Origin of the sequence: Cupriavidus laharis (genome assembly GCF_914271435.1) — a bacterium.
GTDB lineage: Bacteria > Pseudomonadota > Gammaproteobacteria > Burkholderiales > Burkholderiaceae > Cupriavidus > Cupriavidus laharis.
Map to the genome: position 1 here is coordinate 28842 of NZ_CAJZAI010000026.1, position 22662 is coordinate 51503.

Genomic DNA, 22662 nt, shown 5'->3' on the forward strand with positions numbered 1-22662 from the left:
CGAGTCTAGTTGGGCAGCACCGAATGGACGTCGATCCGAAGGCTACGTTTGAAAACTGCAGTAAAGGATGTTCAGGGGCGGCGGGCCGCGCGCCTCGACCTCGGCGCGCAGCGCGATGCGAACCTCGGCCGTGACCACGCGCGTGGGTTCGATGACGCTCATCAGCACCGGCAGGAAGGCCGGAAGCTGCGGCGAAACATGGTCAGCGCTCTTGGAATCGGCCTGGCAGTGCGCCAGGCAGAGCGCACTCTGGTCAGTGCCCTGGTCGCTACTACCAGCCGCCATATCGGCACAGGATTCTGTGATCGCCGCGCTCGTGCCGCTACCTTCCATCTGATAGCGGCTACCGGTACAGGCGTACGCGGACGCTGCCAGTTGGACTGTCAGAAACACAACGAGAAGGAGGCCGGCGAACCAGGGATGCCGGCGGACCGAGTGACGCAAGAGGTCTTTGCGGTGGGCGTGATAGTCGCAAGGATACTGTCTTTTGCGGGTAATGCAACCTGACCTTTCGCCGCAGGCTTTCTCGCAACGGCTGACATCGCCGGCCCAAGTTTCCGATGAATCGTGTCCTTGACCTTCCCATCGGGGCAAGGTCTATCGTGGAGTCATCGAACCCTGAATGCCATCAACCCGCAGCTTGCGCGAGTTGCGTGTCCGAGACGACAGGGATTGAAGGTAAGGAGCACATCATGAATATTGGACAAGTCGCCGGCGCATCTGGCGTCTCGGCCAAGATGATCCGCTACTACGAAAGCGTTGGCCTTGTGACTTCAGCAGCACGCAGCGCGGGGAACTACCGGGTGTATGGTCAAGCTGACATTCATACCCTGCGCTTCATTGGGCGAGCGCGGGCGATGGGCTTCTCGATGGCCCAGATCCGCGAGCTGCTCGGGTTGTGGCAAAACAAGCGGCGCGCGAGTGCAACGGTAAAGGCGATTGCGGAACAGCGAATCCAGGAACTGGACGCCCGCATTGCCTCACTGTCCGGCATGCGTGACACGCTCCTGTACTTGTCGCGGCATTGCGAAGGCGATGATCGCCCCGAATGCCCGATCCTGGATGAGATCAGCGGCGAACCGCCGAAGCATCGAGCTCGAGCGGCAGTACGTGCAACCAGGCATTGAGCGCGATGACCACGAGCGATCGACAACGGCAATCTCTCGACTCTGCCTCACATCACGCGATGACAGCAGCGCGAGAGGATGAGCACGCGCACTGTGGCCACGGTAGCGGAAATGCGCCGAATCGACGAGACCAGGATTCCACCGGTCACGGCTCTGCCGTCTCTGGGGCCAGTGCACGCGATCCTGTGTGTGGTATGACGGTCATGCGGGATGTGCCATACCAGGCAAGCTATGCCGGCGCCCAATATTTCTTCTGCAGTGTGGGTTGCCAGAAGCGGTTCGAGGCCGAGCCGACGCGCTATGTCGAGACACCAAGCGTATCGGTGCCCGATGAAGGCGAGACGGCGCCGGGCACGACCTACACGTGCCCGATGCACCCCGAAATCCGCCAGGATCATCCCGGGACGTGCCCAAAGTGTGGCATGGCACTGGAACCGGTCATGCCAAGCCTCGAAGAGGACCAGAATCCCGAACTCGCGGCGTTTCGCCATCGCTTCTGGTGGACCTTGCCGCTGACGATCGCCGTCGTGTCGCTCGTGATGCTTGGGGGCCGTCTCGAGGCACTCGAACCTGCGACGCAAAGCTGGATTGAACTCGTCTTGTCCGCACCGGTGGTCCTGTGGGCGGGCCTCCCGATCTACGTCCGCTGCCTGCAGTCGTTCCGAAACCGCAGCCCGAACATGTGGACGCTGATCGGTCTTGGTACAGGCACGGCATTCGTCTATAGCGTCGCCGCCACCGTTGCGCCGGGGCTCTTTCCCCGCGCCTTTCTCATGCACGGCCGGATTGCTGTCTACTTCGAAGCCGCGTCCGTCATCATTTCGCTGACGTTGCTCGGCCAGATCTTCGAGTTGCGGGCGCGCTCGCAGACCTCGGCCGCCATCAAGTCGCTGCTCGGCCTGGCCCCCAAGACGGCGCGCCGCCTCAATCCGGACGACAGCGAGGCCGATATCCCGCTCACGCACGTGCATGTCGGCGATCTACTGAGGATCCGGCCCGGCGAAAAGGTGCCCACGGATGGCGTCGTGACCGAAGGGGCCAGCGCCATCGACGAATCGATGATCACCGGTGAGCCTCTGCCAGTCTCCAAGCGCGTCGGCGACCACGTGATCGGCGCCACCATCAACACCTCGGGCAGCCTGGTGATGCGCTCGGAAAAGGTCGGCGCCCAGACGGTGCTGTCGCAGATCGTGCAAATGGTGGCCCAGGCACAGCGTTCCAAGGCGCCCATGCAACGGATGGCGGACCGGGTCGCCGGTGCCTTCGTGGTGGTGGTCGTAACCATCGCCTTGCTCACGTTCTTCGCCTGGGGCGTCTTCGGCCCCGAGCCGAGCTGGGTCTTTGGCCTGGTCAATGCAGTGGCTGTACTGATCATTGCCTGTCCCTGCGCGCTGGGGTTGGCTACCCCGATGTCCATCATGGTGGCCAGCGGGAATGGCGCGACCAAGGGCATTCTGTTCCGGAACGCGGCGGCCATCGAGCAATTCCGCAAGGTCGACACCCTGATCGTGGACAAGACCGGCACGCTGACTGAAGGCCGTCCGAGCTTCGAACGGGCCTATCGTGTCGATCCGTTCACGGAAACCGAGGTGCTCCGTCTGGCCGCGAGCCTCGACCAGGGCAGCGAGCATCCGCTGGGGGCGACCCTCGTCACTGCCGCGCGTGAACGCGGCCTGGCCCTGGCGAAGGCGGAGGATTTCGCCTCGGACACGGGCATGGGGGTACGCGGTCGCGTCGATGGCCACCAACTCGTGCTGGGCAATACCGCCCTGATGCAGCAGGAACAGGTCGACGTGGCACCACTGGCGTCTCAGGCGGATGCCCTCCGGCAGCAGGGCGCCAGTGTCATGTATCTGGCGGCCGATCGAAAATTGGCCGGTCTTCTTGCCGTCTCCGACCCCGTCAAGGCCAGCACGCCCGAGGCGCTGGCGACGCTCAAGGAAGCTGGCATACGCGTCGTCATGGCCACGGGTGACGGCGTTGTCACAGCCCGGGCAGTAGCCGGTCGCCTGGGCATCGACGAGTTTCACGGCGAGGTCAAGCCGGCCGACAAGCTTGCGCTCGTTGAGAAGCTGCAAGGGGAAGGCCGCGTGGTTGCGATGGCGGGCGACGGCATCAACGACGCGCCGGCATTGGCAAAGGCCGATGTGGGCGTTGCTATGGGAACCGGCACGGATGTGGCCATGCACAGCGCCCAGATGACCCTCGTCAAGGGCGATCTGCGCGGTATCGCCCGCGCACGCGAACTCTCCGAGGCCACTATCGCCAACATGCGGCAGAACCTGGGCTTCGCCTTTATCTATAACGCGCTGGGTATCCCGCTGGCGGCGGGGTTGCTTTACCCGTTCACCGGCTGGTTGCTGTCGCCGATGATCGCGGCATTGGCCATGAGCCTGAGTTCGGTTTCAGTGATCTCCAATGCGCTACGACTCAGACGCCGCATGGCGTAGCTATTGTCATTTGTGGATTCGACTCTACCGACCCATGTCTCCTCGCCTTGCTGCCCAGATCGGGCGGGGCTAGACTAGGACAAATGCTTGGCGTGATTCATGAAGCATAGCCACAGCCCCCCCTTCACTCGCTTGCTTGCGCTGCTGTTGTTGGCGACGGTGCTCTTTGCGCGCCTTGCAATGGCCGGATACCTATGCCCGCAAGAGACCGAGGCGACAATGGGGCCGGCGGCTATGGCCACCATGACAAGCTGCCTGGAGATGGACCATGCGCAGCCGGCCTTGTGCGCTGACCATCAACAGGACGGTCGGCACTGGGCCGACAGCAACGGTCACGGACCCGATCTCGGTGTCTTGCCGACTACGGCTGGGCTTGAACACGTTCTGCCGCCCACGCCATACACCTTCCGCATCTTCCACACGGCTGACAGCGCGAACAACTCGCCTGGTCCGGTCTATCTCGCAACGGCCCGCTTGCGAATCTGATCTATCCCCACACGTGGCCCACTTCGGCCACGTGCTTGACTTTGGTGGCTCTGCCCGGGCGTGGGTGCTCTGACCCCGTTGCGGTTGAGCCAGACAAAACCGAATACTGGGGAAGATCATCATGCATTCCACTCCCAAGACTCTCGTTCTCATTTCACTCGCCGTCGCGACCGCGCAGGCGTTCGCCGGCCCGGACTGGGATGTCATCAATCGCGGGCGCACTGCAGCAGCGCAACACCCTGCGGCGACCTCCAGTACATCCGCCTCTCAGGCAGCGATGTTGGCGCGCTGCGATGCAATGATGAAACAAATGGACTCCCAGTCGACCGGCGGCGGCAGCCCGATGGGGCCTTCCGAGTCCAAGTGACTGAGGGCGCTTCGGCCGACCAGGCTAAGCACATGCATCCGTGCGATCAGGCCTCTGGCATAAGGGAGCCGCACTGGCTGTCCGTCCGCCCACTTGTCTGGTGCTGGATTGGCGCGGGGTCATTGAATCGCGATCGATAAGGAGATCGACATGAATACGAAATCACTAGTAGCCGCAACCCTAGCCGTGGTCATGCTTGGCGCCAGCGGCTGGTCCGCAGCGGCAGGTGCAACCCGTGGCGCCGAAGACGCCAAGACGGGTGCCCAGGACAAAGGGCACGACATGATGATGGACCACATGATGGGCGGCGGCATGATGGGAAGCTGCCCGATGATGGGCCTGCCACCTGGCAACGAGAAGCTTTCGATGCAGATGCATGCGGAGATGATGCAGGCGATGGGCGAGATCATGCGCAAGTACGCGGACAAGATCCAGACGCCACCGACGAAGTAAGGACGCTGTCCAGATTCGAATCATTTGAAAAAGGAGTAGCACCACCATGAAATGCAATCCGAAAGGGATGATCACCGCAGGCATCGCTCTGGCGGCAATGCTGGCAGCCGCCTATGCCCTATTGCCGCCGGTCCGAGCGCTTGTCCTGGGTATTGGGCCGTATCTCCTGCTCCTGATCTGCCCATTGTCGATGTGGCTGATGATGAAGAGCATGAGCGCGCACGACGATCAAGTGGGCGGAATGACCGAGCAAGCGCCAGAGCAGAAGCCCCATCCATTTCGAATCAAGGAGTGACAGGACGGCAGAGCGATGGGCACGCATGGCGGACGCGTACCCGGGCCGCCAACGAAGAGAGAGGTAACACGTGAACAAATCGTTGAATATGGAGAGTCCTCTTGATCGTGTTCGCCATCATCGGCGTGCTCGCATCCCTTGGCGCGGTAGGCATGCTCGTGATGCATCAACGCATGATGGGCGGGTTCAGTCTTTGCTAGCCCGGGTGCAAGCTGGGGAGCAGCGCCTGAAGCAGGCGGGCAAGTGCGTGCCCTCCTGCCATGGCGAAGCAAGGGGACTCGGCAACCTTGTGGGAAATTGATGCTTGCAAGGCAGGAAGAGCAAGACCTGGCCCACCGCTTCGCGGCGGACTATGAGGCGTATCGCAAGCGGGTGCCCGTGTTCTTGCCGGGCCGCTGCCAATGGGCGCAGCTATTCGGCAAGCTCTGGGAGTGAGCGGTTGGGCAGCCAGTCACGTTGCTGGCCACATGCCCCCGGGATTGGAGTAAATCGCCATGAACAATCCGACGGCAGACACACAGAACGCACGCCAGCGCCGATTGCTTCTGCTGGCCACCGGCGCCATGGGAGGCGTAGGCCTGGTCGGCGCCATGGTGCCATTCGTGGCCAGCATGGCGCCAAGCGACGCCGCAAGGTCGCGGGGCGCGCCCGTCGATGTGAGCCTCGGCGCCGTGGAGCCAGGGGGACTCGTCACCGTCGCCTGGCGCGGCAAGCCCGTCTGGATACTGCACCGGACCCGCGACATGCTGGCGCGTCTGGGCAGGCACGATCGCCTGTTGAGCGATCCCCTGTCCCAGAAGGACCAGCAGCCCGCGTATGCGAGTAATGCGACACGCTCGCTCCGCCCGGACTTCTTTGTGGCGGTAGGCATCTGTACCCATCTGGGATGCGTACCGACCTATCGCCCGGACGTCGGCGCGGCGGACTTGGGGGATGACTGGCCTGGTGGCTTTTTTTGCCCTTGCCATGGTTCCAAGTTTGACCTGGCCGGCCGCGTGTTCCGCAACGTCCCAGCGCCGCTCAATCTGGAGATCCCACCGCACGCGTATCAAGGCGAAACCCGTCTGGTGATCGGCCAGGATCGCAATGGAACCGGATGATGACTTACCCCGACAGTGCACTGCTGATCGTCCAACCCTGCGTTGTCAAGGAGGCGCCCATGAGTACCAAATGTGTTATTGCCATCGTGCCCTCTGAGCTTTTGGAGAAGCTGGAGAGGCGCCTCGCAACCGTCCACGCGCCCGGATTGACCGCAACGAAAGTCAAGGGGTACGGCGAGTATCGGAATTTCTTCTCGAGCGATCTGACCACCGTGCACACCAAGATCGAGATCTTCGCGGAGGAAAGCGACGTCGAGGCCATCACCAAAGCGATCATCGAGGTAGGACAATCCACCGTGCCAGGCGCCGGGATTGTGGCGGTAATCGCCGTCGAGAGGTTCTTGCATCTACACGTTCCCCCGGGAGCGTCAGTGGATACAGCCGAATGACCCGAATCGGCTGGTGCGTTGGGTGCCGGCGGGGATGAGCGCCCATGAATGCGGCGAGGCACAGATCGGCCGCAGGGCCAGATAACGATGCCCGTTGAACGGAGTTGCGGCGGCACGTGGCACCGGTCGGAATGCAAGTGGCACGAGCCGCGGCATTGCGTGGCCGGTAATTCAGTTCCAGAGGTGGGCTATGCAAATTGGCATGGCAGTGGCGCGTACGGGCGACACCGGGCGAGTATGGCGCTTGGCTCCGGGGCAATTCCTCCTGGGGCTGCTCCTCGTCACGTGGCTCTGTATCGCGGGCGCCGCTGGCGTTTCCCGCGCCGTGGGCGAGGAAGATCTTCTGCCGCCTGAGCGGGCCTTCCGCTTTGCGGCCCGGCAACTCGACGAACACGCCATCGAGGTGCACTTCGACATCGCGGACGGCTATCACCTCTACCGTGAGCGATTCGCCTTTGCTGCCCGGCCGGCAGGGGTGAAGCTCGGTACACCTGTGCTTCCACCAGGGCAGGTTAAGTACGACGAGGCGTTTGGCAAGGAGATGGAGATCTACCATGGTGGCGTCAAGATTCGCGTGCCAGTGGAGGTCACTCCTGCGGATGGCGAATGGACGCTGGTCGTGACATCGCAAGGCTGCGCCGACAAGGGAATCTGTTATCCACCGATGGAGAGCGTGTACAAGGTGGGCGGCAGCCCGCTCGGCGGCCTATTTGATAAGCGCGAGGGTGGCACGCCAATGGCGATGCTTGTGCCACCGACTGCAGTAACCTCTCCCGGAGCGGGCGAATACCAGGGCGGGCATGCGATACCGGAGATCGTGCCACATGGCGATGACGGCGACCGCATCATTCGCGCGCTGACCAGCCACCAGCTTGGGGCAATCGCGCTGCTCTTCCTCGGCTTCGGCCTGCTGCTGACGGTCACGTCGAGCGTGCTGCCGATGGTGCCGATCCTGTGGTCCATCGTCGTGGGCGAGCACGTGACACGCAGCCGTGCGCTGATCATCTCGCTAGACTACGTGCTCGGCTTGGCGGTAGCCTATGCCGGCGTCGGCATGGCCACCGGGTGGCTCGGTGAGAGGGTCTTGACAGGGCTGCAGACGCCCTGGGCGCTCGGGGCCTTCGCCACGTTGCTCGTGGCCCTGGCGCTATCGATGTTCGGGCTCCGCGCGCTGCTGCGGCAGCCCCGATCGACGACATCCGCACGGCAGCTGGATCGTCGGGCTGCCGCAGCACTGGGGGCGATGTCCGCGTTGGCCGTCGCGCGCATCATGCCGGCGCCGCTATCGAGCACGCTCGCCTATCTCGCACGAACCGGTGATGCCATGACCGGAGGCGGTGCGTTATTCGCATTGGCGATCGGCATGGGGGTGTCGCTGGTGCTGGCCGGCGTCGCCGCCGGCAATCTCCCGCCGCGCGCCGGGCACTGGCTGGAGGTGACCAAGCGTTGCCTTGGCTTTCTGCTGCTGGGCGAGGCGATCTGGGTGATCACCCCGCTATTGCCACCCTGGGCCGTGATGGCAACGTGGGCCGCGCTGCTGCTGATCGCCGCAGTTTTCCTGGGCGCCTTCGATTCGCTTGGCCCCAAACCGCATGGCGTGGCCCGGCTGGGCAAGGGCCTGGGCCTGATCGCCGCGCTGGCGGGAACCATCCTGTTGGTCGGGCTGGCGTCGGGCGGGCGGGATCTGCTGCAGCCTCTGTCGCACCTGCGCACTCGCCAGTCGTCGCCAGCCACCGCCGCCGACCACGCGGTGGTGCACTTCGCGCGGATCCGCTCGGTGGCCGAGCTCGACGCACGTCTGGCGCAGGCCGTTGCGGCCCGCAAGCCGGTACTGCTCGATTTCTATGCCGACTGGTGTGTCAGCTGTAAGGAGATGGAGACGACTTTCAACGATCCCAGAGTTCAGACGGAGTTGGCCGGGGTTGTCGTACTTCGAGCTGATGTGACACAAAACAACGCCGACGACAAGGCGTTGCTAAAGCGCTTCGGCCTATTCGGGCCGCCCGGCATCATCTTGTTCGGCGCCGATGGGCGAGAGAGCCCGGTGCGGGTCATCGGCTATCAATCCGCATCGCGTTTCCTTGATAGCCTCGAGCGCGCGTTCGGTAAGGAAGGCAGGCCCTAAGGATGACATCACCGACTCCAACCCGCGAGGATAACGGCACAATCCGAAAAAAAATGGGCTATGCAGTGCGCCACTGCGATGGTGAGTCCGGCGTGCTCGTCGCACTCGGCAGCAGCCGATGGGCGTAACGTGCAATCGGGAAATCGAAAGTACCACGCAAATTGATGCCTTCCAGACGAGTCGGCGCAATCTGGCGCAAATCCTCGGCACGCATGGATTCGCCGCCGATGGCCTCAATCGCGTCCAGCGCGCGCTGCATGTGCAGCGTGTTCCAGGCCATCACGGCATTGGACAACAAGGTCAGAGCCGACGACACCGCCGCCAGCGACGCATCGTGCCGGGTCAATTCCAACGGAATCTTGCCATAGTGGATGGCCCGCTGCACCGTGTGGACCGCCTCGCCGCGGTTCAAGGCATGCTGCATCTCATGGCGGAACGCGGGATTGGTGAAATAGTCGATGAGGAAGATCGTGCGAAACAGCCGCCCGAGATGCACGCCAGCCTCATAGACGGGTTGACCTTTCGCCGCTGCACCGAAACGCATCAGCGCCTGCACTGCCGTACATTGCCCGCTTTGCACCGATGCCGCGATCCGGACCAGTTCGTCCCAGGCACGTTCGATCAAGACCAGCCGGACATCCGCGTCCGCCACCGCAGCCAATTCCGCCGGTATCTCGTGATCCCTGGGCACATGCAGGCGGCGATCGCGCAGGTGGGCAAGTCGCGGGCAGAGATCGAAGCCAAGTAGCCGGGACAGGCTCATGGCGAAATCGGTGTAGCCATGGGTATCGACCGCTAGTTGTGCCACGTCTTCCGATCCGCTCTGGCGGATGACGCCCTCAATGGCGACACCGGCCTGCCGCTCGTTCAGTAGGATCGGCTGGTCATAGAAGATGCCCCAACGGTCCCGGACATGCGTGTACATACCGATCGATGCCGTGCGCCGGCGCGGATCAGCCCGTGCCCGCCAGACTGTGCGCGTGGTCTCCAGCGACATCATGTCCGACGACGCCAGATCGGCGCGCCCCCAGTGCTGGGCGATCGGGTGCTGATGCATGAAGATCAGGACGGCATCGGCGGCCTGGCGCAGTTTGCGCTCGTCCGCGATGCGATGCATCATTTGCCGGATCGCGCTGGGCGACAACTCCGGTACCATCCGTGCGAGGTCCGCCGCCGACATTGAGGTGCCGTGCGCCAGCACTGCAGCGTAGACCATCAGCAGCTCGCTGCGCGAATGCGGTTCCCGACCCAGCAGGAGCCAGCTGAAGTGGGTGCTGCTGTCAATCTCCAGCAGGATTTCGGGCAATTGTCCACCGGGGTGCCGCTCGAACAGCGCGCGTCGCAGCGCCTCCACGGAGGCTTCCGGTTTCTTTGCCGTGAGCGGATCGATATGGATGGCGCTATCAATGTTCAGCTCCCCACGCTGGACTGCATCGCGCAACCTGGCGAGCCCCGCGTCCAGGTGCGCCACCACAGGATCGAGGAATGCCTTGGCGTCCTGCGGCAGCTTGAGATGACCGTAGAAATGGTTACGCCGGGCTTGCCAATCCTCTTTGGAGATGAGTAGGGCCGCCTGACTGCGGAAGGCGAAGCTGTGGTCCAGGAAGACCGAGCCATTGCGCATCGCCACCCGCAGGGCAAACAGCGTCCCCCACTCGAAGGCGGCCAGGGCCCGCTTGCGATCCAAGCCCTCCAGTGCTGGCTGCCAGGCGCGTCCCAATCGAACCATCACCCGATCAGGGAGCCAGTCGGCCCTGCGCGCATAGAGCTTGCGCAGTACCTCCATTGCCTCGATCACCGGGTGGGCCGACTGTGCCGCAAATGGCAGATGAACCAGTCTGCCCAGCAAGGCACGGGATAGCCTGTGTCGCGACAGGAGTTGCGCGCGGATGAGGCTGGCACGGCTCGATAGATGCTGACCAGCTGCCTCGTCAGCCAGAGTGCTCAGTTGCTGACAGAGGGCATCCCTTGTCAGCGTCTCGTCTGCGACCAGCGCTTTGACGGCGGCAGCGAATTCCCGCAACTTGGTACCTGGGTCCGGTCGGCCCGCGTCAATTAGGCGTCCGGCATCGTTGACGCATTTGCGAATCCAGTGCCGCAGCATGGACGACAATTGATCCGTGGCCGCGCATAAGGCATAGCGTAAAAAGCAAGCCGATTCCAGGCGGCGGGACTGTTGCGCGACCCGCTTGCTGACCGACGCCGGGCGGTTGGCACAGCGCCGCGCATAGTGCCGCACCACCGCCTCATTGCAGGCCGCCGGCCAACCGCTGTGGATGCCCAGCTTGTACAGGCGGTCGATCTTGTCGAACAACTCGCCCATCTGATGGGTCGAATTGCGTAGCGGGACAGCCCACAGCCATTGTTGTAGGCTCGGCCGGTCGTTTTCTGGCCGCGGTAGCAGGGCACCCCACGCATCGAGGGAGACCTCGCCGTAGGCCTGCACCAGCGCGTCAGCCAGGGCCGACTCGAATGCCTCTCCGGCCTGGCTGATCAGCCGCTTCAGCGCTCGGTCATGCGGAATCAGGATGCGATGCTCATAGAGCCAGCGCTTCAACTCGTGCAGCAGGTCACTGCGGCTCGGTTGCCCTGCCAGCCGCTCCTTGAGCCAGCGCGTCACGTAACGTCGCTGATGCTCTGCCATCGGGCTGAACCCCAGGGCTTGGTAGGCCAGCATCTGATGGTCCACCAAGGTATCGGTGCGCCCGTCATACAGCGCGCTCAGCGTGCCCATGTCCGGCGGCGTGATGCCGAGTTGCGCGCCCACAAAGGCCCAGAGGAATTTTGGCACCTGCTTGTAGGCATCGAGGGTGCGCCCCGTCATGCGGACAAAGCCAATGTGAACGGCACAGGCCAAGCGGTACAAATGGCTGCGCCGCGCGTCGATCAGGGCCCGCTCTTTGGCGGAGAAGGTGAAGAACGTGGCAAGCTCAAACTCGCTGAGTTCGCTCGGAATCTGCCGCATGCCCAGATACGCAAGTTGCCAGTGATCCATCGCGCTCTCCCAAGCGTAAGACGGACCGCCGAGGTTATCGGCAATGAGACCGGGACGCAACGTTTCGACACAATAAGTGCGCTATGAGGCAATCGCGCCCAACTGGCGACAGTAGACAGCAACTTATTGATTTACCGGGGTATTTTCCCGGACGCTGCCCGGGAACCCGCGTGAATGCTAGGGGTGGCTACCCCGGTAAATTGCAGCGAAATCAAGGAGACACCCCATCGGGAGAAAAACGGAAAAGTGATGATAAATATTACACCGTAATACGTCATAAATCCAATTTTCTTGGCAATACTTTAGACATAACTGCGCTTATGTCTATATTTCTCAACCGGCTGCCGCCCCAATTTGCACCTCGGGCCTTGGGCTGAAACGTGCTAGCATTGCAATCAATGCAAGCAGGAGACTGTGATGGCGACGCTGACCATTCGAAACGTGGATGACGAATTGAAGGCCCGGTTGCGGATCGAAGCCGCTCAGCACGGCCACTCCATGGAGGAGGAGGTGCGTGAAATCTTGCGGCGTGCGCTCAGCAAGCCGCCCGCTCGCGGTGGCCTGGGCAGCCGGCTGCGCCAGCGCTTTGCCACGCTGGCCGATCCCGGGCTGGAACTGCCCGCGCGGGTCGAACCACCACGGTCCCCGGAGTTGCCTGAATGATCGTGCTTGACACCAATGTCTTGTCAGAGTTGATGCGGGCCGAGGCGGAGCCGGCCGTCATCGACTGGCTCGATCAACGGGCATCAGATACCCTGACCATTACTGCCGTGACCGTTGCTGAACTGCTGTACGGCATTGCTCGTCTGCCCGACGGACGCCGCAAGTCCAGGTTACGGGACGCCGCGGTACAGATGCTCGACGAGGAATTCGCTGACCGGGTGCTGCCATTCGACGAGAACGCCGCCGTGCACTACGCCGCCCTCGTGTCCCAGCGCGAACGAGCGGGTCGTCCGATCAGCATGGCCGATGCGCAAATTGCCGCCATCTGTCGGCACCACGCGGCCACCTTGGCCACGCGCAACGGCAAGGACTTCGACGGGATCGGCGTGATGCTGGCCAATCCTTGGGGGAATTGATCGGGGCGGCTGAAGTCATCGACAAGCGCGACAAGCCCCGGCTCTTGATCGCTACCGACGAACTGATGGCCAAACTGGCCCGCTGCCGCGGTCTCCCTTTTTCACGTACTCCAATGCGGGGTAGAGCAAGCAGTCGTGTCACCAGCCGCCATTTGAACCAGTCGCTGGTTTTTTGACCTTTTGACGCTGATGAAGCGTGTCGTAAAACAGGTGTTTGGCGACAGGCCGCCGGGGACCAGCAAAAACGTTCGTGCGGGGAGAACAGGGGAAACGGAAAAAATAGTACGTTAAGGATTTTCACGCGTCCGTAACGGTCGAAATTGGGCGTGGTTCAAGAACGGCTTATTTTGGGTCACACGGGCGAGCGAAATACTTCCACCGAAGCAATGGAATTTTAATGATTTGGGAGTCGCACCGGGAGGCTTGCGGCCTCCCACAGCTCAGGCTCGCAGTGGTTGAAGCGGGCCCAGGCCGAGGAGCGTGAGCCAGTGGGGATGCTCTTGGCCAGTCATGAGCTGGGTCGGACTTTTACCGACTCGTTGCGGGACCCGGCTGCGCAGGAAGCACCGATGGTTCAGAAAAAACTGAAGCAGGTCCAGGTACGAGCCACCGAGCTGACGGCGCAGCGTGAAGTAGTTGCGCAGCCTCGAGTTCAGGTTTTCAACCATGGCGCTGCTTCGGGGTGTCTGCGCCATGGCCTGCGCCATGGCGTCGAAGACGGCATGCGTATACCGAAGCAAGAGTGTCAACCAGTTCGCAAGCAAAAGTGTCACCTCAGTCCAAGCATTGACGGCGAGATCAAAATCTTCTTTCCGATCAAATACTTAATCGAAGCGAAGCGAAAGTGCCACCGCCCTTCGTATCAATCAGCCTGGACCAGCTTCTAGCTTTGATACGACGGTCGGCAAAACGTCGCCACCGAGCAAACACGATGGTCAACGTGAGGTGGCGGTCAGGGCACGGGCAACCCCGAAGAATCACAATCCCAGCGCACTCCCGACATACTTCCGTGACAGCGCTTTGCGGTACCCCGTTCTCATTGGCCGAGCTTCCGTGGGCCTCCATCCATTTCCGCCATAGCTTTCACGGCACTGCGAGCAACGGTACGGTGTTTCGAGAAGCTGTACGTTCACGCGGTACGGCGCTTCATAACCGCAGTTCCGACATGCCGATTCAAGCGCGTCCCGGTGCGCTGGACACCGATAGACGGTCTCGATCTGATGTACAACACTGTGATATCCAAGCGCGATGCAGCGACGGCAGTGGCGAAACGCCGGCGCGAAGCGTCGCCGCTCAGTTGGCGCCAGAAGCGCCTCGCGCAGCGTTGTTTTCGGCAGGCCAAGTGTGCCGTGTAATCGATCGATGTCGACGACACTGAGCTCCGGCACTATGCCCTCATAGGGATCGATGTCCGGGCCCATTAGATTGGCGACAACCGTCCCCGACAGCGCGTTCGCCTTCTGGAACTTCCACAGGATCGAAACGAGCGATTCATAGGGTTCGATCCATTTCCGCTGGAATAGGTAACCCAGGGCTGGCGATAGCTTAGCCTCGTCGAGAGTGAGAATCGGAAATCTCGGCGGGCTGAGCAACACTTCGCTAGGCGGCAGCAAGGACGCGTCCGGTTGCATGGCGTGACTGGACATAGCCGGAATGCCGTACCGCGTGCGCCCATAAGGCGGGGTCAGGACGATAGGCGGAATCGTCCTTCAGTTCGCTCTCCTTGAGCACGATCTCGACTGCCCGCGCGAATGACTCCATCGGGATCGAAAGTTGCCCCGGGAGATTGGCTCTGTTATGCGCGCTCTCGAACGCCTGCCACAGCACGCCGGCGTCGCTGACCAGCCTGTAACCAGCGTCGAAAGCCGCGGGTACATAGAAGCGAGTAAAGCTCCATTGGCTATCCGCAGGATATGCGGTCTGATCGTACCCATTAAGACACGTCGCCACGTCTTCCGCATTGCGAATACCATGGAAAACCAACTCTTCCACCATCAGGCGCGCGACGATCTGGGTCTTCCCGGCAACTTGCAACGCGGTCTTCTGTGCGAGGAGTTCCTGCTGACCGACGAGGAAGGTAAACAACTTGATCTGCTGCCGATCGAGACAGTCGTGGACATCACGCAGCCACTCGTACTCGTTATCGTTGTAGCGCTGTGCCTCGTCGCAGAAAAGCAGCACCGTTCCGCTTCCCGCCCGTGCTGCGGCCTCGCGGATCCGCAGAGCAAGACGCATACGTTTGGATGGATTGGAACCTGCGTTCGGATCCGGATCGCCAACGGCCTCTAGCAGATTCGCAAAGAACGGGCCTTCGGCATGCCGCGGCTTGTGTTCACATTGCGCGTGGTAGCTCGTCATCTTCGGATGATCGCGCGCAAGCAGTAACCGCACGTATTCGATCGCCCGGGTCTTGCCGACGCGGGAAGGGCCATGTATCAGCGCTCCCATGACCCGGTAGCGTAGACATCGATCAACCAATTCATAGAGGGCTTCGATCGCAGGCGTGGCGATACGATAGTTGCCTGTAACAAGTGGGTGAAGCGACGGGTCAATCGCGCGCTGAAACTGAGAGGCCATGGCACACCTCGAAATGGAAGAGACAGGGTTAGAAGACTTGTCCAGTCCCGATAGTAAGTTTACGCGGCTGCGCCGGTGGTTGAGGCGCAATCGGGACACTGTGAGGCGCTGCGGCGCCCGGTGCAGCTGCCGTAGACGCGCAGGCTTGCCGCATGGTGGGCGGCGCCTTGGCAGGCGTACGCGTTGTCGGGGCACTGGCAAGCGTCCGCACGGTCCGCGCGTATTCGGTCGCCGCTTTCCGACTCGTCTTCGCCTGCGCGAGCTTTGCCTCCAGATATGCCTCTATCGGATTCGATTCGTCCTGATGGCCTCGGCGCCGGTCCCGCAGCTTACGGATTTCCTGGCGCAGCTTCAGGTTGTGGGGTACGACGCCCCAGGCACCTTGTGCGTCGAGGACACCTAGCTCCGACCCATCCGGGAGAAAGGCTCGTACGCATCGCAGATCGTCTGCATTCAGGTAGACGAGAATCTCCTTGCCGACCAATCGCGTGCTTCTTGCAAGTACGCCGCTCGTGTAGCGCACGCCGTATAGATTGATGTGCGGCCGCACACCCTGCTCAAGATAAGCGCGTACACGACAACGACGCGCCGCTTGCATCAAACATAGAGTACGCCGATGTTGCTCAGTGAGCCGCGTCAGGACGGTTTGTCGCGTGCTCACGTGGTACTCGATCGCCTCAAGCGGAGTCACGTTGTTCAAACCGGTATGCGGCGTACCGTTGTACGTCGTGATCGCATACTCGACCAGCTCCTCCAATTCGTCGAGCGACACGTATAGGCGAAGATCGCCCTTCGGATCGGCAAGCGCGCGGCGCAAATCACGGGGATGCGAACCCGTGTAGCCGGGTAAGCGAGAGGACAGCCGTTGCGCCATCGTGCCAAAGAAGCGCTCAATATATGGACGCTCATCCGGAGAGTATCTTGGACCGGCATCGACAATGCAGCCTGTGAATTCACACATCGCCCTCAGGGTTTCGCTCGTCAGATTTGCCTTTGCGTTGTCGAGTTTCATCCATTCCCAGGTGACATACGAAAGCTCTGGCCACCTCTGCGATGGAAGTCCACATTCCGGCTCATAGCCAAGTCCGTCTAGAGAGAACGCGCGGGCCGGATGGGGCTCCAAGGCCTTCTCGATTGTCTTGATCACGTCGTAACGGCAATATTCTCGCGCCAGCACAAGGTTGTAGCCCAGGACCGCACGCGTGCAGACGTCAATGATTGCTAACAGCCATACTCGTTCAATCTCAAACTCATGTTCAAATCCAAGCGGATCGCGGGCGACCACCTTAAGCCTAAGATCGAGCCGATGGCCGTCGAACTCGACGATCTGGTAAGGACGCGTCGCCGCTGGACTACCCTCTCCGGCTTCCCGATGTGGCAACCCCTTGAGATGCGTGGCTCCAGCTGCGCGTGCCGCCAGACCAAAGCTGCGTAACATTTCTGATTTGAGAAACCCAGACAATGAGCGAATGGCACGTCCTGCCGTATTGAATGGATAATCTGTCGCCTTCAGGCCTACCGCCCTGCACTGCCGCAGGAATTCGTCATGAATGGCTTGTAGTCCGCGCAGCCGTGTCTGCAATCTCCCGTCGGTATTGACTTGCTCGAGCAGGCCCCGGCGGCGCCGCTTGACCTGCAAGCGCAGCCAATCACTAAGCGGCGGGTAGCGCTCAAAAAGTTGCGACAACGCACCGGCTCCGCCAGAATTCCCGCGCTCTCCACCGAAGTTTACTGAGCTAACTCGCGCGTATTCTGCGATCCGCATATAGCGCCCTAACGCGCGAAAGCCGTATGGCCGTCCATCCGAGTGGGGTGCCATGGCTCGTTCCAGCCATCGATACAGCTCGCGCCGGTTCACCCCAGTCGCCTTCTCGATCTGCCTGAGCGAATCACCTTCGGCATAGCGCACTAGAGCCTGCCTGCGTCTCTCAAACGCACGCTGCTGCACGGTATCGAGCTCTGTATAGGCCACCTCCGGCCATGACGCGAGGTCGAGAGCTTGCAACTCCGATTTGCGGCGGTTCATGAGTTCTTGCCTACTACAGCGAACGACGTTTGCAAGGACAGCGAGTGAGTGTGTAGGTCTGGCGCAGCAACCTGACCGGCATGCAGTAGGCCGAAGAGTGCTGCGCGGAGCAACACGGGATCCGCGTGAGAACACTTGCGCTCGAGTGTCACTAGTTGTTGCGGACTCTCCAGGCAGCGCTCGACCGCTCGGGATAGTGACCATGTAACGAGCCCTCGATTTGCCACAATGCACGGCAGCATCCGCTGCCAATTGCAAATCCAAACCCTTGCGGCAGCCAGGTCGGCCGATGTCACTCTGCGGATGGAGAACGCCCCCTCGTCCAGTTCATTCCCAGCAGGTCCTGCCTTCAGATCCAGGCCGGCGTCTGCAAGAAGCACCAATTCTTGACGATCCCCGTATCGAACCCAGAAGTCCGCGATCCGGACCTTTCCACCGAACTGTACGTAGCCGGGGCGTTCGCAAAAGGCAGTCACCAGTGGATCCGCCTCGAGTAGCAGCCACAAATCTAGCAAAGCACGACGATAGAACGTCAGCCGTCTTCCCAGCTTCGGGCTGAAGGCTTCAAGCCGGTGGGCGCCAGCAGGGCGGGCGAGCGCAACCGGCTCCGTGAATTGCGGAGAAAGTTCCATCGGATCAAGACCTTACGAACAGGTTTCGAAGTCTAGGATGCGAGGTGGCAAACTTCAGCGGCACTGTGTGAGAAATTGCACTTTCACTTCTGAAACAAACGAAAGCAAAAGCGCCACCGGATTTGCCGAGAGGCCGGAGATGTCTAGCGTCCCGTGGTGGCACATTGGCTTCGCTCTACGGCAGCGTGCGCCAGGCGCTGGTCATCCTGAACGCACTGTTCGCCTGGCTGACGGAGGCGGGTTACCTGGCCGGCAACCCGCTCGCGCTTGCCCGCCGCCGGCGCGCGCCCGCGAAGGCGCGCATCACGCGGTATCTGAGCCACGACCTGTGGGAGACGGTGAAGGACACGGTGGCGGCCATGCCGACTGACACCGCACGCGAGCGCCTGCACGCGGCGCGCTGCCGGTGGGTGCTGACCGTGCTTTACCTGGGCGGCCTGCGCGCCTCCGAGCTGACCGCCACCACCATGGGCGCGTTCTTCTGCCGGCGCGATGCCCAGGGCATCGAGCGCTGGTGGCTCGAGGTGACCGGCAAAGGCAACAAGACCCGACTGGTGCCGGCGACCGACGAGCTGATTGCCGAACTGGCGCGCTACCGCCGCGCCCACGAGTTGCCGCCTACCCCGCAGTTCGGGGAGACGCGTCCACTGGTGCTGCCGGTGATTGGAAAAGCGGGCAGCGAGAAACCGCTGTCACGCGGCGCGCTGCACCTGATCCTGAAAGGGGTGTTCGGTATGGCCGCCGCGCGCCTGCGGGCGCGCGGGCCCGAGTGGGCACCGCAAGCCGCGGTGCTGGCCAGCGCCTCGGCCCACTGGCTGCGCCACACCGCCGGCTCGCACATGACCGACCGGCAGGTCGACCTGCGTTTTGTGCGCGACAATTTTGGCCATGCCTCGATTGCGATCACCAGCGCGTACCTGCACAGCGAGGAGGATGCGCGGCATCAAGCAACACAGGAGCGGCACCGGATCGGCTGGGGCGCCGCCAACAAGCAAGGAGCCTGACTCAATGAAGATTCGGTCGCCCTGCTCGATCAGCAATCCGACCGGACAATCCTCGTTGGGCGACGAATGCCGGTCGTAGGTATCCCACATTGATACAATCGATCTCGATCTACTTATCGACTAAGAGGACGATGGCAAAGGTGGCGACGCGCGAATGGGGGATAACCGCACCGGACACCTGCCGCGAATGCAGCACGCGGGAACTGGTCGAGGGCGGGTGGACGACAGCACTGTCCCCCATCGGCAAACAACGAACGTCCACCCGCGAAGCCGGCGAACTGCAGAGCCCGAACGCCAAGGCCGGCCTCGAGGATACCAACCCAAAAGACTCAATCGCTTTGATGCGCGGCCACGTGGCCGAGAAGGTGCGCCTCCTTGGCAAGGACGACGAACTGGTGAACGAGGTGCCGGCATGACCGAACTTATTCCGGGCAATGGCGACTACGGCAGCATGCATGGCGACATCGTCACCTTGCTGGAAGCCGCTCGTCGTGCCGCCGCCCGCAGTGTCAACGTGCTGATCACTGCCACCTACTGGGAAATCGGCCGCCGCATCATTGAGTTTGAGCAAGGCGGGCAGGACCGCGCTGGCTATGGGCAAGCCTTGCTCAAGCGGCTCTCGGCTGATCTGTCACGGAGGTTCGGGCGTGGCTTCTCGGAGCGCAACCTGGAACAGATGCGCTTGTTCTACCAGGCTTGGCCCATTGACCACATTTCGCAGACAGCGTCTGCGAAATTGCCCACCGCCCGCATCTCGCAGACATCGTCTGCCATTTCCACGGGTGACGAGATTGCCAAAGCCTTGTCCCGGAATTCCGTCGACCTGTCGGAGCTAGCCAAAGCCTTCCCGCTGCCCTGGTCGGCGTACGTCCGACTGCTCTCGGTGCGCAATGAGATGGCGCGCGGATTCTACGAAACTGAAACCCTGCGCTGCGGCTGGTCGGTACGGCAACTCGACCGGCAGATCAATAGTCAGTTCTACGAACGGATTGCCCTGTCACGCAACAAAGCCGCCATGTTGCAGAAAGCTGAAGCAGCCGAAAGCGGCGATGTCATTACACCCGAGCAGGCCTTGAAGGACCCGTTCGTGCTGGAATTCCTCAACCTGAAGGACGAGTATTCCGAATCAGACTTGGAAGAGGCGCTGATCCAGCACTTGGCGGACTTCCTCTTGGAGCTGGGCGACGACTTCGCCTTCGTCGGGCGTCAGCGCCGTCTACGCATCGACGACAGCTGGTTTCGCGTCGATCTGCTGTTCTTCCACCGCCAGCTCAAATGCCTGCTGGTCATCGACCTCAAGATCGGCAAATTCAGCCATGCTGATGCCGGCCAGATGCACATGTACCTGAACTACGCCCGCGAGCACTGGATGAAGCCGGGCGAAAACCCGCCCGTCGGGTTGATCCTGTGTGCGAGCAAGGGTAGCAACGAGGCGCACTACGCGCTGGAGGGCCTGCCGAATAAGGTGCTGGCCGCCGAATACCAGACCGTGTTGCCTAACGAGAATCTGCTGGCCGCGGAACTGGCTAGGACAAGGCGGGAGTTGGAGGCACGGCTTGGCCGGGCTAGCGACGTAGAGGGCGGCGAATGAATGCGCGGCCAGAGACTATGCTGTCGAGCGCGCCGCAATCCGAAGCGAACCGGTGTGCGTCCGCGCTTGCTATCGGCGACGCTGGCACGGTTCTTCCACAGTAGGAGCATGTCAATGCCGGACGTAAATCCAAAGCCCGCCCGCAAAACCTCGCCCTCCTGGAGCGATGTCAAAACCAAGCTGGCCGACTTCGACAGTGCCGGCCTGATCGAGCTGGTACAGGCCCTGTACGTGGCGAGTAAGGACAACCAGGCCTTCTTGCACGCCCGGTTTACGCTAGGCCAGGATGTGCTCAAGCCATACAAAGTGACCATCGACCGCTGGCTGTGGCCGGATGTGTTCAGAAACCAGGACACCTCGGTAGCCAAGGCGAAGAAGGCGATCTCGGAGGACAAGAAGGCCATTGGCCAGCCTGATGGGTTAGTCGAGCTGATGGTGTTCTATTGCGAACGGGCGTCCGGCTTCAGCGCCGACATTGGATTCCAGAACGATGGCTATTTCGACGCCTTGGTACGGATGTTCGAGCAGTCGCTGCAAATGATCGCTGCCTTGCCCGATACACAGCGGCGGGCACTCTGGGCACGTCTTGCCCAAGTGCGCCGCATCAGTGACAAGTTCGGCTACGGGGTGGGCGATGACATGGATGCATTGCTTGCCGAGTATGGAGTCGATGGCTGACCGTGATGCGTTCGCCGCGCTGCAAGCCGAGAACGCCCGTCTGATCGCGTTACTGGAATCGCATGGCATCGCGTGGCGCTTGTCACCGAAGGAGGCCGCGCCCGGCGTTCAGGAAGCGGAGCGGTCGCACTTTTCCACGGTCGACAAGGTGGCGCTGTTCCGCCGGTTGTTTCGCGGCCGCACGGATGCCTACCCGATCCGTTGGGAAAGCAAGTCCACAGGCAAGTCTGGCTACGCGCCGGCTTGCGCCAACGAATGGCGCGCCGGCGTTTGCGAGAAGCCGCGCATCAAGTGCGGCGACTGCGGCAACCGATTGCTGATTCCGCTCTCGGATCAGGTTATCTACGACCATTTGGCCGGTGAGCACACGGTGGGCATCTATCCGCTGCTCGAAGACGACACCTGCTATCTCCTCGCCGTCGATTTCGATGAGGCCGAGTGGCGGGACGATGCCCGTGCCTTCGTGCAGTCCTGCGGTGAACTCGGTGTACCGGTTGCGCTTGAGATTTCCCGTTCCGGCCAGGGCGCGCATGCCTGGGTCTTCTTTGCGGGCAAGGTGTCGGCGCGCGATGCGCGCCGCCTGGGCACAGCCATCATCAGTCACACCTGCTCGCGCACCCGACAGCTCAAGCTGGCGTCCTATGACCGTCTGTTTCCCAACCAGGACACGATGCCCAAAGGTGGCTTCGGCAATCTGATTGCCCTGCCACTGCAGAAGCGACCGCGTGAGCAGGGCTGTAGCGTGTTCGTCGATGCCAATTTTCATCTCTATCCCGACCAGTGGGCGTTCCTGGCGTCAGTCCAGCCGATGGCGCCGCACGACATCGAGCCAACCATCTTTCGTGCCACCGGTAGCGTCCACCCGCTGGATGTCACCTTCATCGGCGATGAGGATTTGGCCACACCATGGAAGCACGAAGCTTCGACGGCAACGAAGCTCAGAGGCAAAATGCCGGAGTCGCTGACCGTGACATTGGCCAACCTAATCTATTTTGAGAAGGCGCAACTGCCGCAGCCTCTAGCCAACCGCCTGATTCGCCTGGCGGCATTCCAGAACCCCGAGTTCTATAGGGCGCAAGCGATGCGGATGTCGGTGTGGGACAAGCCACGCGTGATCGGCAACGCAGAAAACTATCCGCAGCACATTGCCCTGCCGCGCGGCTGTCTTAATGCCGCGCTAGGGAATCGCTGATTAAATCAGTGCGCGAGTCATCGAGGCATTGGGTGAGCGCGTTGTCATAAGCGTGTTCATGGTTCAGGTCCTGTGATGAAGCGACAGATCAGTTTT

The 22662-nt window shown here is 61.8% G+C and carries 22 protein-coding genes and 1 pseudogene; 18 read left to right on the forward strand and 5 right to left on the reverse strand.

The features are described 5' to 3' along the window. Positions 1–42 precede the first annotated feature (42 nt). Complete coding sequence (locus LDO29_RS26785) at positions 43–333, reverse strand: hypothetical protein (protein WP_396022720.1); 291 nt, start codon at positions 331–333, stop codon at positions 43–45. 359 nt (positions 334–692) lie between these two features. Between LDO29_RS26785 and cueR the strand changes: the two genes are divergently transcribed. The 10 genes from cueR (at position 693) to dsbD (ending at position 8792) form a co-directional block, all read left to right on the forward strand. Then, the gene (gene cueR / locus LDO29_RS26790; protein WP_224082768.1) at positions 693–1127 is read left to right on the forward strand and encodes a Cu(I)-responsive transcriptional regulator; all 435 of its coding nucleotides are present in this window, start codon (positions 693–695) and stop codon (positions 1125–1127) included. A gap of 59 nt (positions 1128–1186) precedes the next feature. Continuing rightward, a complete protein-coding gene (locus tag LDO29_RS26795) occupies positions 1187–3577 on the forward strand; it encodes a heavy metal translocating P-type ATPase (protein ID WP_396022722.1) in 2391 nt (796 codons plus the stop codon). A gap of 99 nt (positions 3578–3676) precedes the next feature. Beyond that, the gene (locus tag LDO29_RS26800) at positions 3677–4063 is read left to right on the forward strand and encodes a hypothetical protein (protein WP_224082770.1); all 387 of its coding nucleotides are present in this window, start codon (positions 3677–3679) and stop codon (positions 4061–4063) included. 121 nt (positions 4064–4184) lie between these two features. After that, on the forward strand, positions 4185–4430 hold the full coding sequence (locus LDO29_RS26805) for a hypothetical protein (RefSeq protein ID WP_224082771.1): 246 nt from the start codon (positions 4185–4187) through the stop codon (positions 4428–4430). Between the two features lie 150 nt (positions 4431–4580). Next, the gene (locus tag LDO29_RS26810) at positions 4581–4883 is read left to right on the forward strand and encodes a hypothetical protein (protein ID WP_224082772.1); all 303 of its coding nucleotides are present in this window, start codon (positions 4581–4583) and stop codon (positions 4881–4883) included. Between the two features lie 46 nt (positions 4884–4929). Further along, positions 4930–5178, forward strand: coding sequence for a DUF2933 domain-containing protein (locus LDO29_RS26815; RefSeq protein WP_224082773.1), 249 nt, complete (start codon positions 4930–4932; stop codon positions 5176–5178). 300 nt (positions 5179–5478) lie between these two features. Continuing rightward, positions 5479–5613: a hypothetical protein gene (locus LDO29_RS28260; RefSeq protein ID WP_290369624.1), complete on the forward strand. Its 135-nt coding sequence runs from the start codon at positions 5479–5481 to the stop codon at positions 5611–5613. A gap of 59 nt (positions 5614–5672) precedes the next feature. Next, entirely contained in the window at positions 5673–6278 is a 606-nt protein-coding gene (gene petA, locus LDO29_RS26820; RefSeq protein WP_224082774.1) for a ubiquinol-cytochrome c reductase iron-sulfur subunit, read from the forward strand. A gap of 59 nt (positions 6279–6337) precedes the next feature. Further along, positions 6338–6667, forward strand: a complete 330-nt coding sequence (locus LDO29_RS26825; RefSeq protein ID WP_224082775.1) for a P-II family nitrogen regulator — start codon at positions 6338–6340, stop codon at positions 6665–6667. 202 nt (positions 6668–6869) lie between these two features. After that, positions 6870–8792 (forward strand): protein-disulfide reductase DsbD, encoded by a 1923-nt coding sequence (gene dsbD, locus LDO29_RS26830; RefSeq protein ID WP_396022721.1) that lies wholly within the window; start codon positions 6870–6872, stop codon positions 8790–8792. A 58-nt stretch (positions 8793–8850) separates the two neighbouring features. Here the strand turns inward: dsbD and LDO29_RS26835 are convergent, their stop codons facing one another. Continuing rightward, positions 8851–11787 (reverse strand): Tn3 family transposase, encoded by a 2937-nt coding sequence (locus LDO29_RS26835; protein ID WP_224082777.1) that lies wholly within the window; start codon positions 11785–11787, stop codon positions 8851–8853. Between the two features lie 417 nt (positions 11788–12204). On the opposite strand from LDO29_RS26835, the gene LDO29_RS26840 reads away from it, so the two are divergent. The 3 genes from LDO29_RS26840 to LDO29_RS26850 all read left to right on the forward strand — a co-directional run bounded on the left by LDO29_RS26840 (position 12205) and on the right by LDO29_RS26850 (position 13753). Then, positions 12205–12450, forward strand: coding sequence for a FitA-like ribbon-helix-helix domain-containing protein (locus LDO29_RS26840; protein ID WP_224082778.1), 246 nt, complete (start codon positions 12205–12207; stop codon positions 12448–12450). Then, entirely contained in the window at positions 12447–12866 is a 420-nt protein-coding gene (locus tag LDO29_RS26845; protein ID WP_224082779.1) for a type II toxin-antitoxin system VapC family toxin, read from the forward strand. The genes LDO29_RS26840 and LDO29_RS26845 overlap by 4 nt, the downstream gene beginning before the upstream one ends. Positions 12867–13435: 569 nt before the next feature. Continuing rightward, entirely contained in the window at positions 13436–13753 is a 318-nt protein-coding gene (locus LDO29_RS26850) for a hypothetical protein (RefSeq protein WP_224082780.1), read from the forward strand. A gap of 90 nt (positions 13754–13843) precedes the next feature. On the opposite strand, the gene LDO29_RS26855 is transcribed toward LDO29_RS26850, so the two are convergent. From LDO29_RS26855 to LDO29_RS26865, 3 genes are read right to left on the reverse strand one after another with little or no spacing between them, the layout of a single operon-like run. Further along, positions 13844–14497 (reverse strand): hypothetical protein, encoded by a 654-nt coding sequence (locus LDO29_RS26855; protein WP_224082781.1) that lies wholly within the window; start codon positions 14495–14497, stop codon positions 13844–13846. Beyond that, entirely contained in the window at positions 14466–15443 is a 978-nt protein-coding gene (locus tag LDO29_RS26860) for an ATP-binding protein (RefSeq protein WP_224082782.1), read from the reverse strand. Before LDO29_RS26860 ends, LDO29_RS26855 begins: the two co-directional genes overlap by 32 nt. A 28-nt stretch (positions 15444–15471) precedes the next feature. Then, on the reverse strand, positions 15472–17469 hold the full coding sequence (locus tag LDO29_RS26865) for a transposase family protein (protein ID WP_224082783.1): 1998 nt from the start codon (positions 17467–17469) through the stop codon (positions 15472–15474). 814 nt (positions 17470–18283) lie between these two features. Between LDO29_RS26865 and LDO29_RS26875 the strand changes: the two are divergent. The 5 genes and pseudogenes from LDO29_RS26875 to LDO29_RS26895 all read left to right on the forward strand — a co-directional run. Beyond that, positions 18284–19105: pseudogene (locus LDO29_RS26875) on the forward strand (tyrosine-type recombinase/integrase); the annotation flags it as partial. Between the two features lie 131 nt (positions 19106–19236). Then, positions 19237–19521, forward strand: a complete 285-nt coding sequence (locus tag LDO29_RS26880) for a hypothetical protein (protein ID WP_224082785.1) — start codon at positions 19237–19239, stop codon at positions 19519–19521. Further along, positions 19518–20696 carry a PDDEXK nuclease domain-containing protein gene (locus LDO29_RS26885; RefSeq protein ID WP_224082786.1) on the forward strand — a complete coding sequence of 393 codons (1179 nt, stop codon included), beginning with the start codon at positions 19518–19520 and terminating at the stop codon, positions 20694–20696. The genes LDO29_RS26880 and LDO29_RS26885 overlap by 4 nt, the downstream gene beginning before the upstream one ends. A 114-nt stretch (positions 20697–20810) precedes the next feature. Beyond that, entirely contained in the window at positions 20811–21374 is a 564-nt protein-coding gene (locus LDO29_RS26890; RefSeq protein WP_224082787.1) for a hypothetical protein, read from the forward strand. After that, complete coding sequence (locus tag LDO29_RS26895; protein WP_318035535.1) at positions 21367–22566, forward strand: TOTE conflict system archaeo-eukaryotic primase domain-containing protein; 1200 nt, start codon at positions 21367–21369, stop codon at positions 22564–22566. Before LDO29_RS26890 ends, LDO29_RS26895 begins: the two co-directional genes overlap by 8 nt. Positions 22567–22662: the final 96 nt, after the last annotated feature.

Bases quoted from the DNA above. Each gene is read 5' to 3' on its own strand.
- LDO29_RS26785 (WP_396022720.1), bottom strand. From the start codon at position 333: ATGGAAGGTAGCGGCACGAGCGCGGCGATCACAGAATCCTGTGCCGAT.
- cueR (WP_224082768.1), top strand. From the start codon at position 693: ATGAATATTGGACAAGTCGCCGGCGCATCTGGCGTCTCGGCCAAGATG.
- LDO29_RS26795 (WP_396022722.1), top strand. From the start codon at position 1,187: ATGACAGCAGCGCGAGAGGATGAGCACGCGCACTGTGGCCACGGTAGC.
- LDO29_RS26800 (WP_224082770.1), top strand. From the start codon at position 3,677: ATGAAGCATAGCCACAGCCCCCCCTTCACTCGCTTGCTTGCGCTGCTG.
- LDO29_RS26805 (WP_224082771.1), top strand. From the start codon at position 4,185: ATGCATTCCACTCCCAAGACTCTCGTTCTCATTTCACTCGCCGTCGCG.
- LDO29_RS26810 (WP_224082772.1), top strand. From the start codon at position 4,581: ATGAATACGAAATCACTAGTAGCCGCAACCCTAGCCGTGGTCATGCTT.
- LDO29_RS26815 (WP_224082773.1), top strand. From the start codon at position 4,930: ATGAAATGCAATCCGAAAGGGATGATCACCGCAGGCATCGCTCTGGCG.
- LDO29_RS28260 (WP_290369624.1), top strand. From the start codon at position 5,479: ATGCTTGCAAGGCAGGAAGAGCAAGACCTGGCCCACCGCTTCGCGGCG.
- petA (WP_224082774.1), top strand. From the start codon at position 5,673: ATGAACAATCCGACGGCAGACACACAGAACGCACGCCAGCGCCGATTG.
- LDO29_RS26825 (WP_224082775.1), top strand. From the start codon at position 6,338: ATGAGTACCAAATGTGTTATTGCCATCGTGCCCTCTGAGCTTTTGGAG.
- dsbD (WP_396022721.1), top strand. From the start codon at position 6,870: ATGGCAGTGGCGCGTACGGGCGACACCGGGCGAGTATGGCGCTTGGCT.
- LDO29_RS26835 (WP_224082777.1), bottom strand. From the start codon at position 11,787: ATGGATCACTGGCAACTTGCGTATCTGGGCATGCGGCAGATTCCGAGC.
- LDO29_RS26840 (WP_224082778.1), top strand. From the start codon at position 12,205: ATGGCGACGCTGACCATTCGAAACGTGGATGACGAATTGAAGGCCCGG.
- LDO29_RS26845 (WP_224082779.1), top strand. From the start codon at position 12,447: ATGATCGTGCTTGACACCAATGTCTTGTCAGAGTTGATGCGGGCCGAG.
- LDO29_RS26850 (WP_224082780.1), top strand. From the start codon at position 13,436: ATGGTTCAGAAAAAACTGAAGCAGGTCCAGGTACGAGCCACCGAGCTG.
- LDO29_RS26855 (WP_224082781.1), bottom strand. From the start codon at position 14,497: ATGCAACCGGACGCGTCCTTGCTGCCGCCTAGCGAAGTGTTGCTCAGC.
- LDO29_RS26860 (WP_224082782.1), bottom strand. From the start codon at position 15,443: ATGGCCTCTCAGTTTCAGCGCGCGATTGACCCGTCGCTTCACCCACTT.
- LDO29_RS26865 (WP_224082783.1), bottom strand. From the start codon at position 17,469: ATGAACCGCCGCAAATCGGAGTTGCAAGCTCTCGACCTCGCGTCATGG.
- LDO29_RS26880 (WP_224082785.1), top strand. From the start codon at position 19,237: ATGGCAAAGGTGGCGACGCGCGAATGGGGGATAACCGCACCGGACACC.
- LDO29_RS26885 (WP_224082786.1), top strand. From the start codon at position 19,518: ATGACCGAACTTATTCCGGGCAATGGCGACTACGGCAGCATGCATGGC.
- LDO29_RS26890 (WP_224082787.1), top strand. From the start codon at position 20,811: ATGCCGGACGTAAATCCAAAGCCCGCCCGCAAAACCTCGCCCTCCTGG.
- LDO29_RS26895 (WP_318035535.1), top strand. From the start codon at position 21,367: ATGGCTGACCGTGATGCGTTCGCCGCGCTGCAAGCCGAGAACGCCCGT.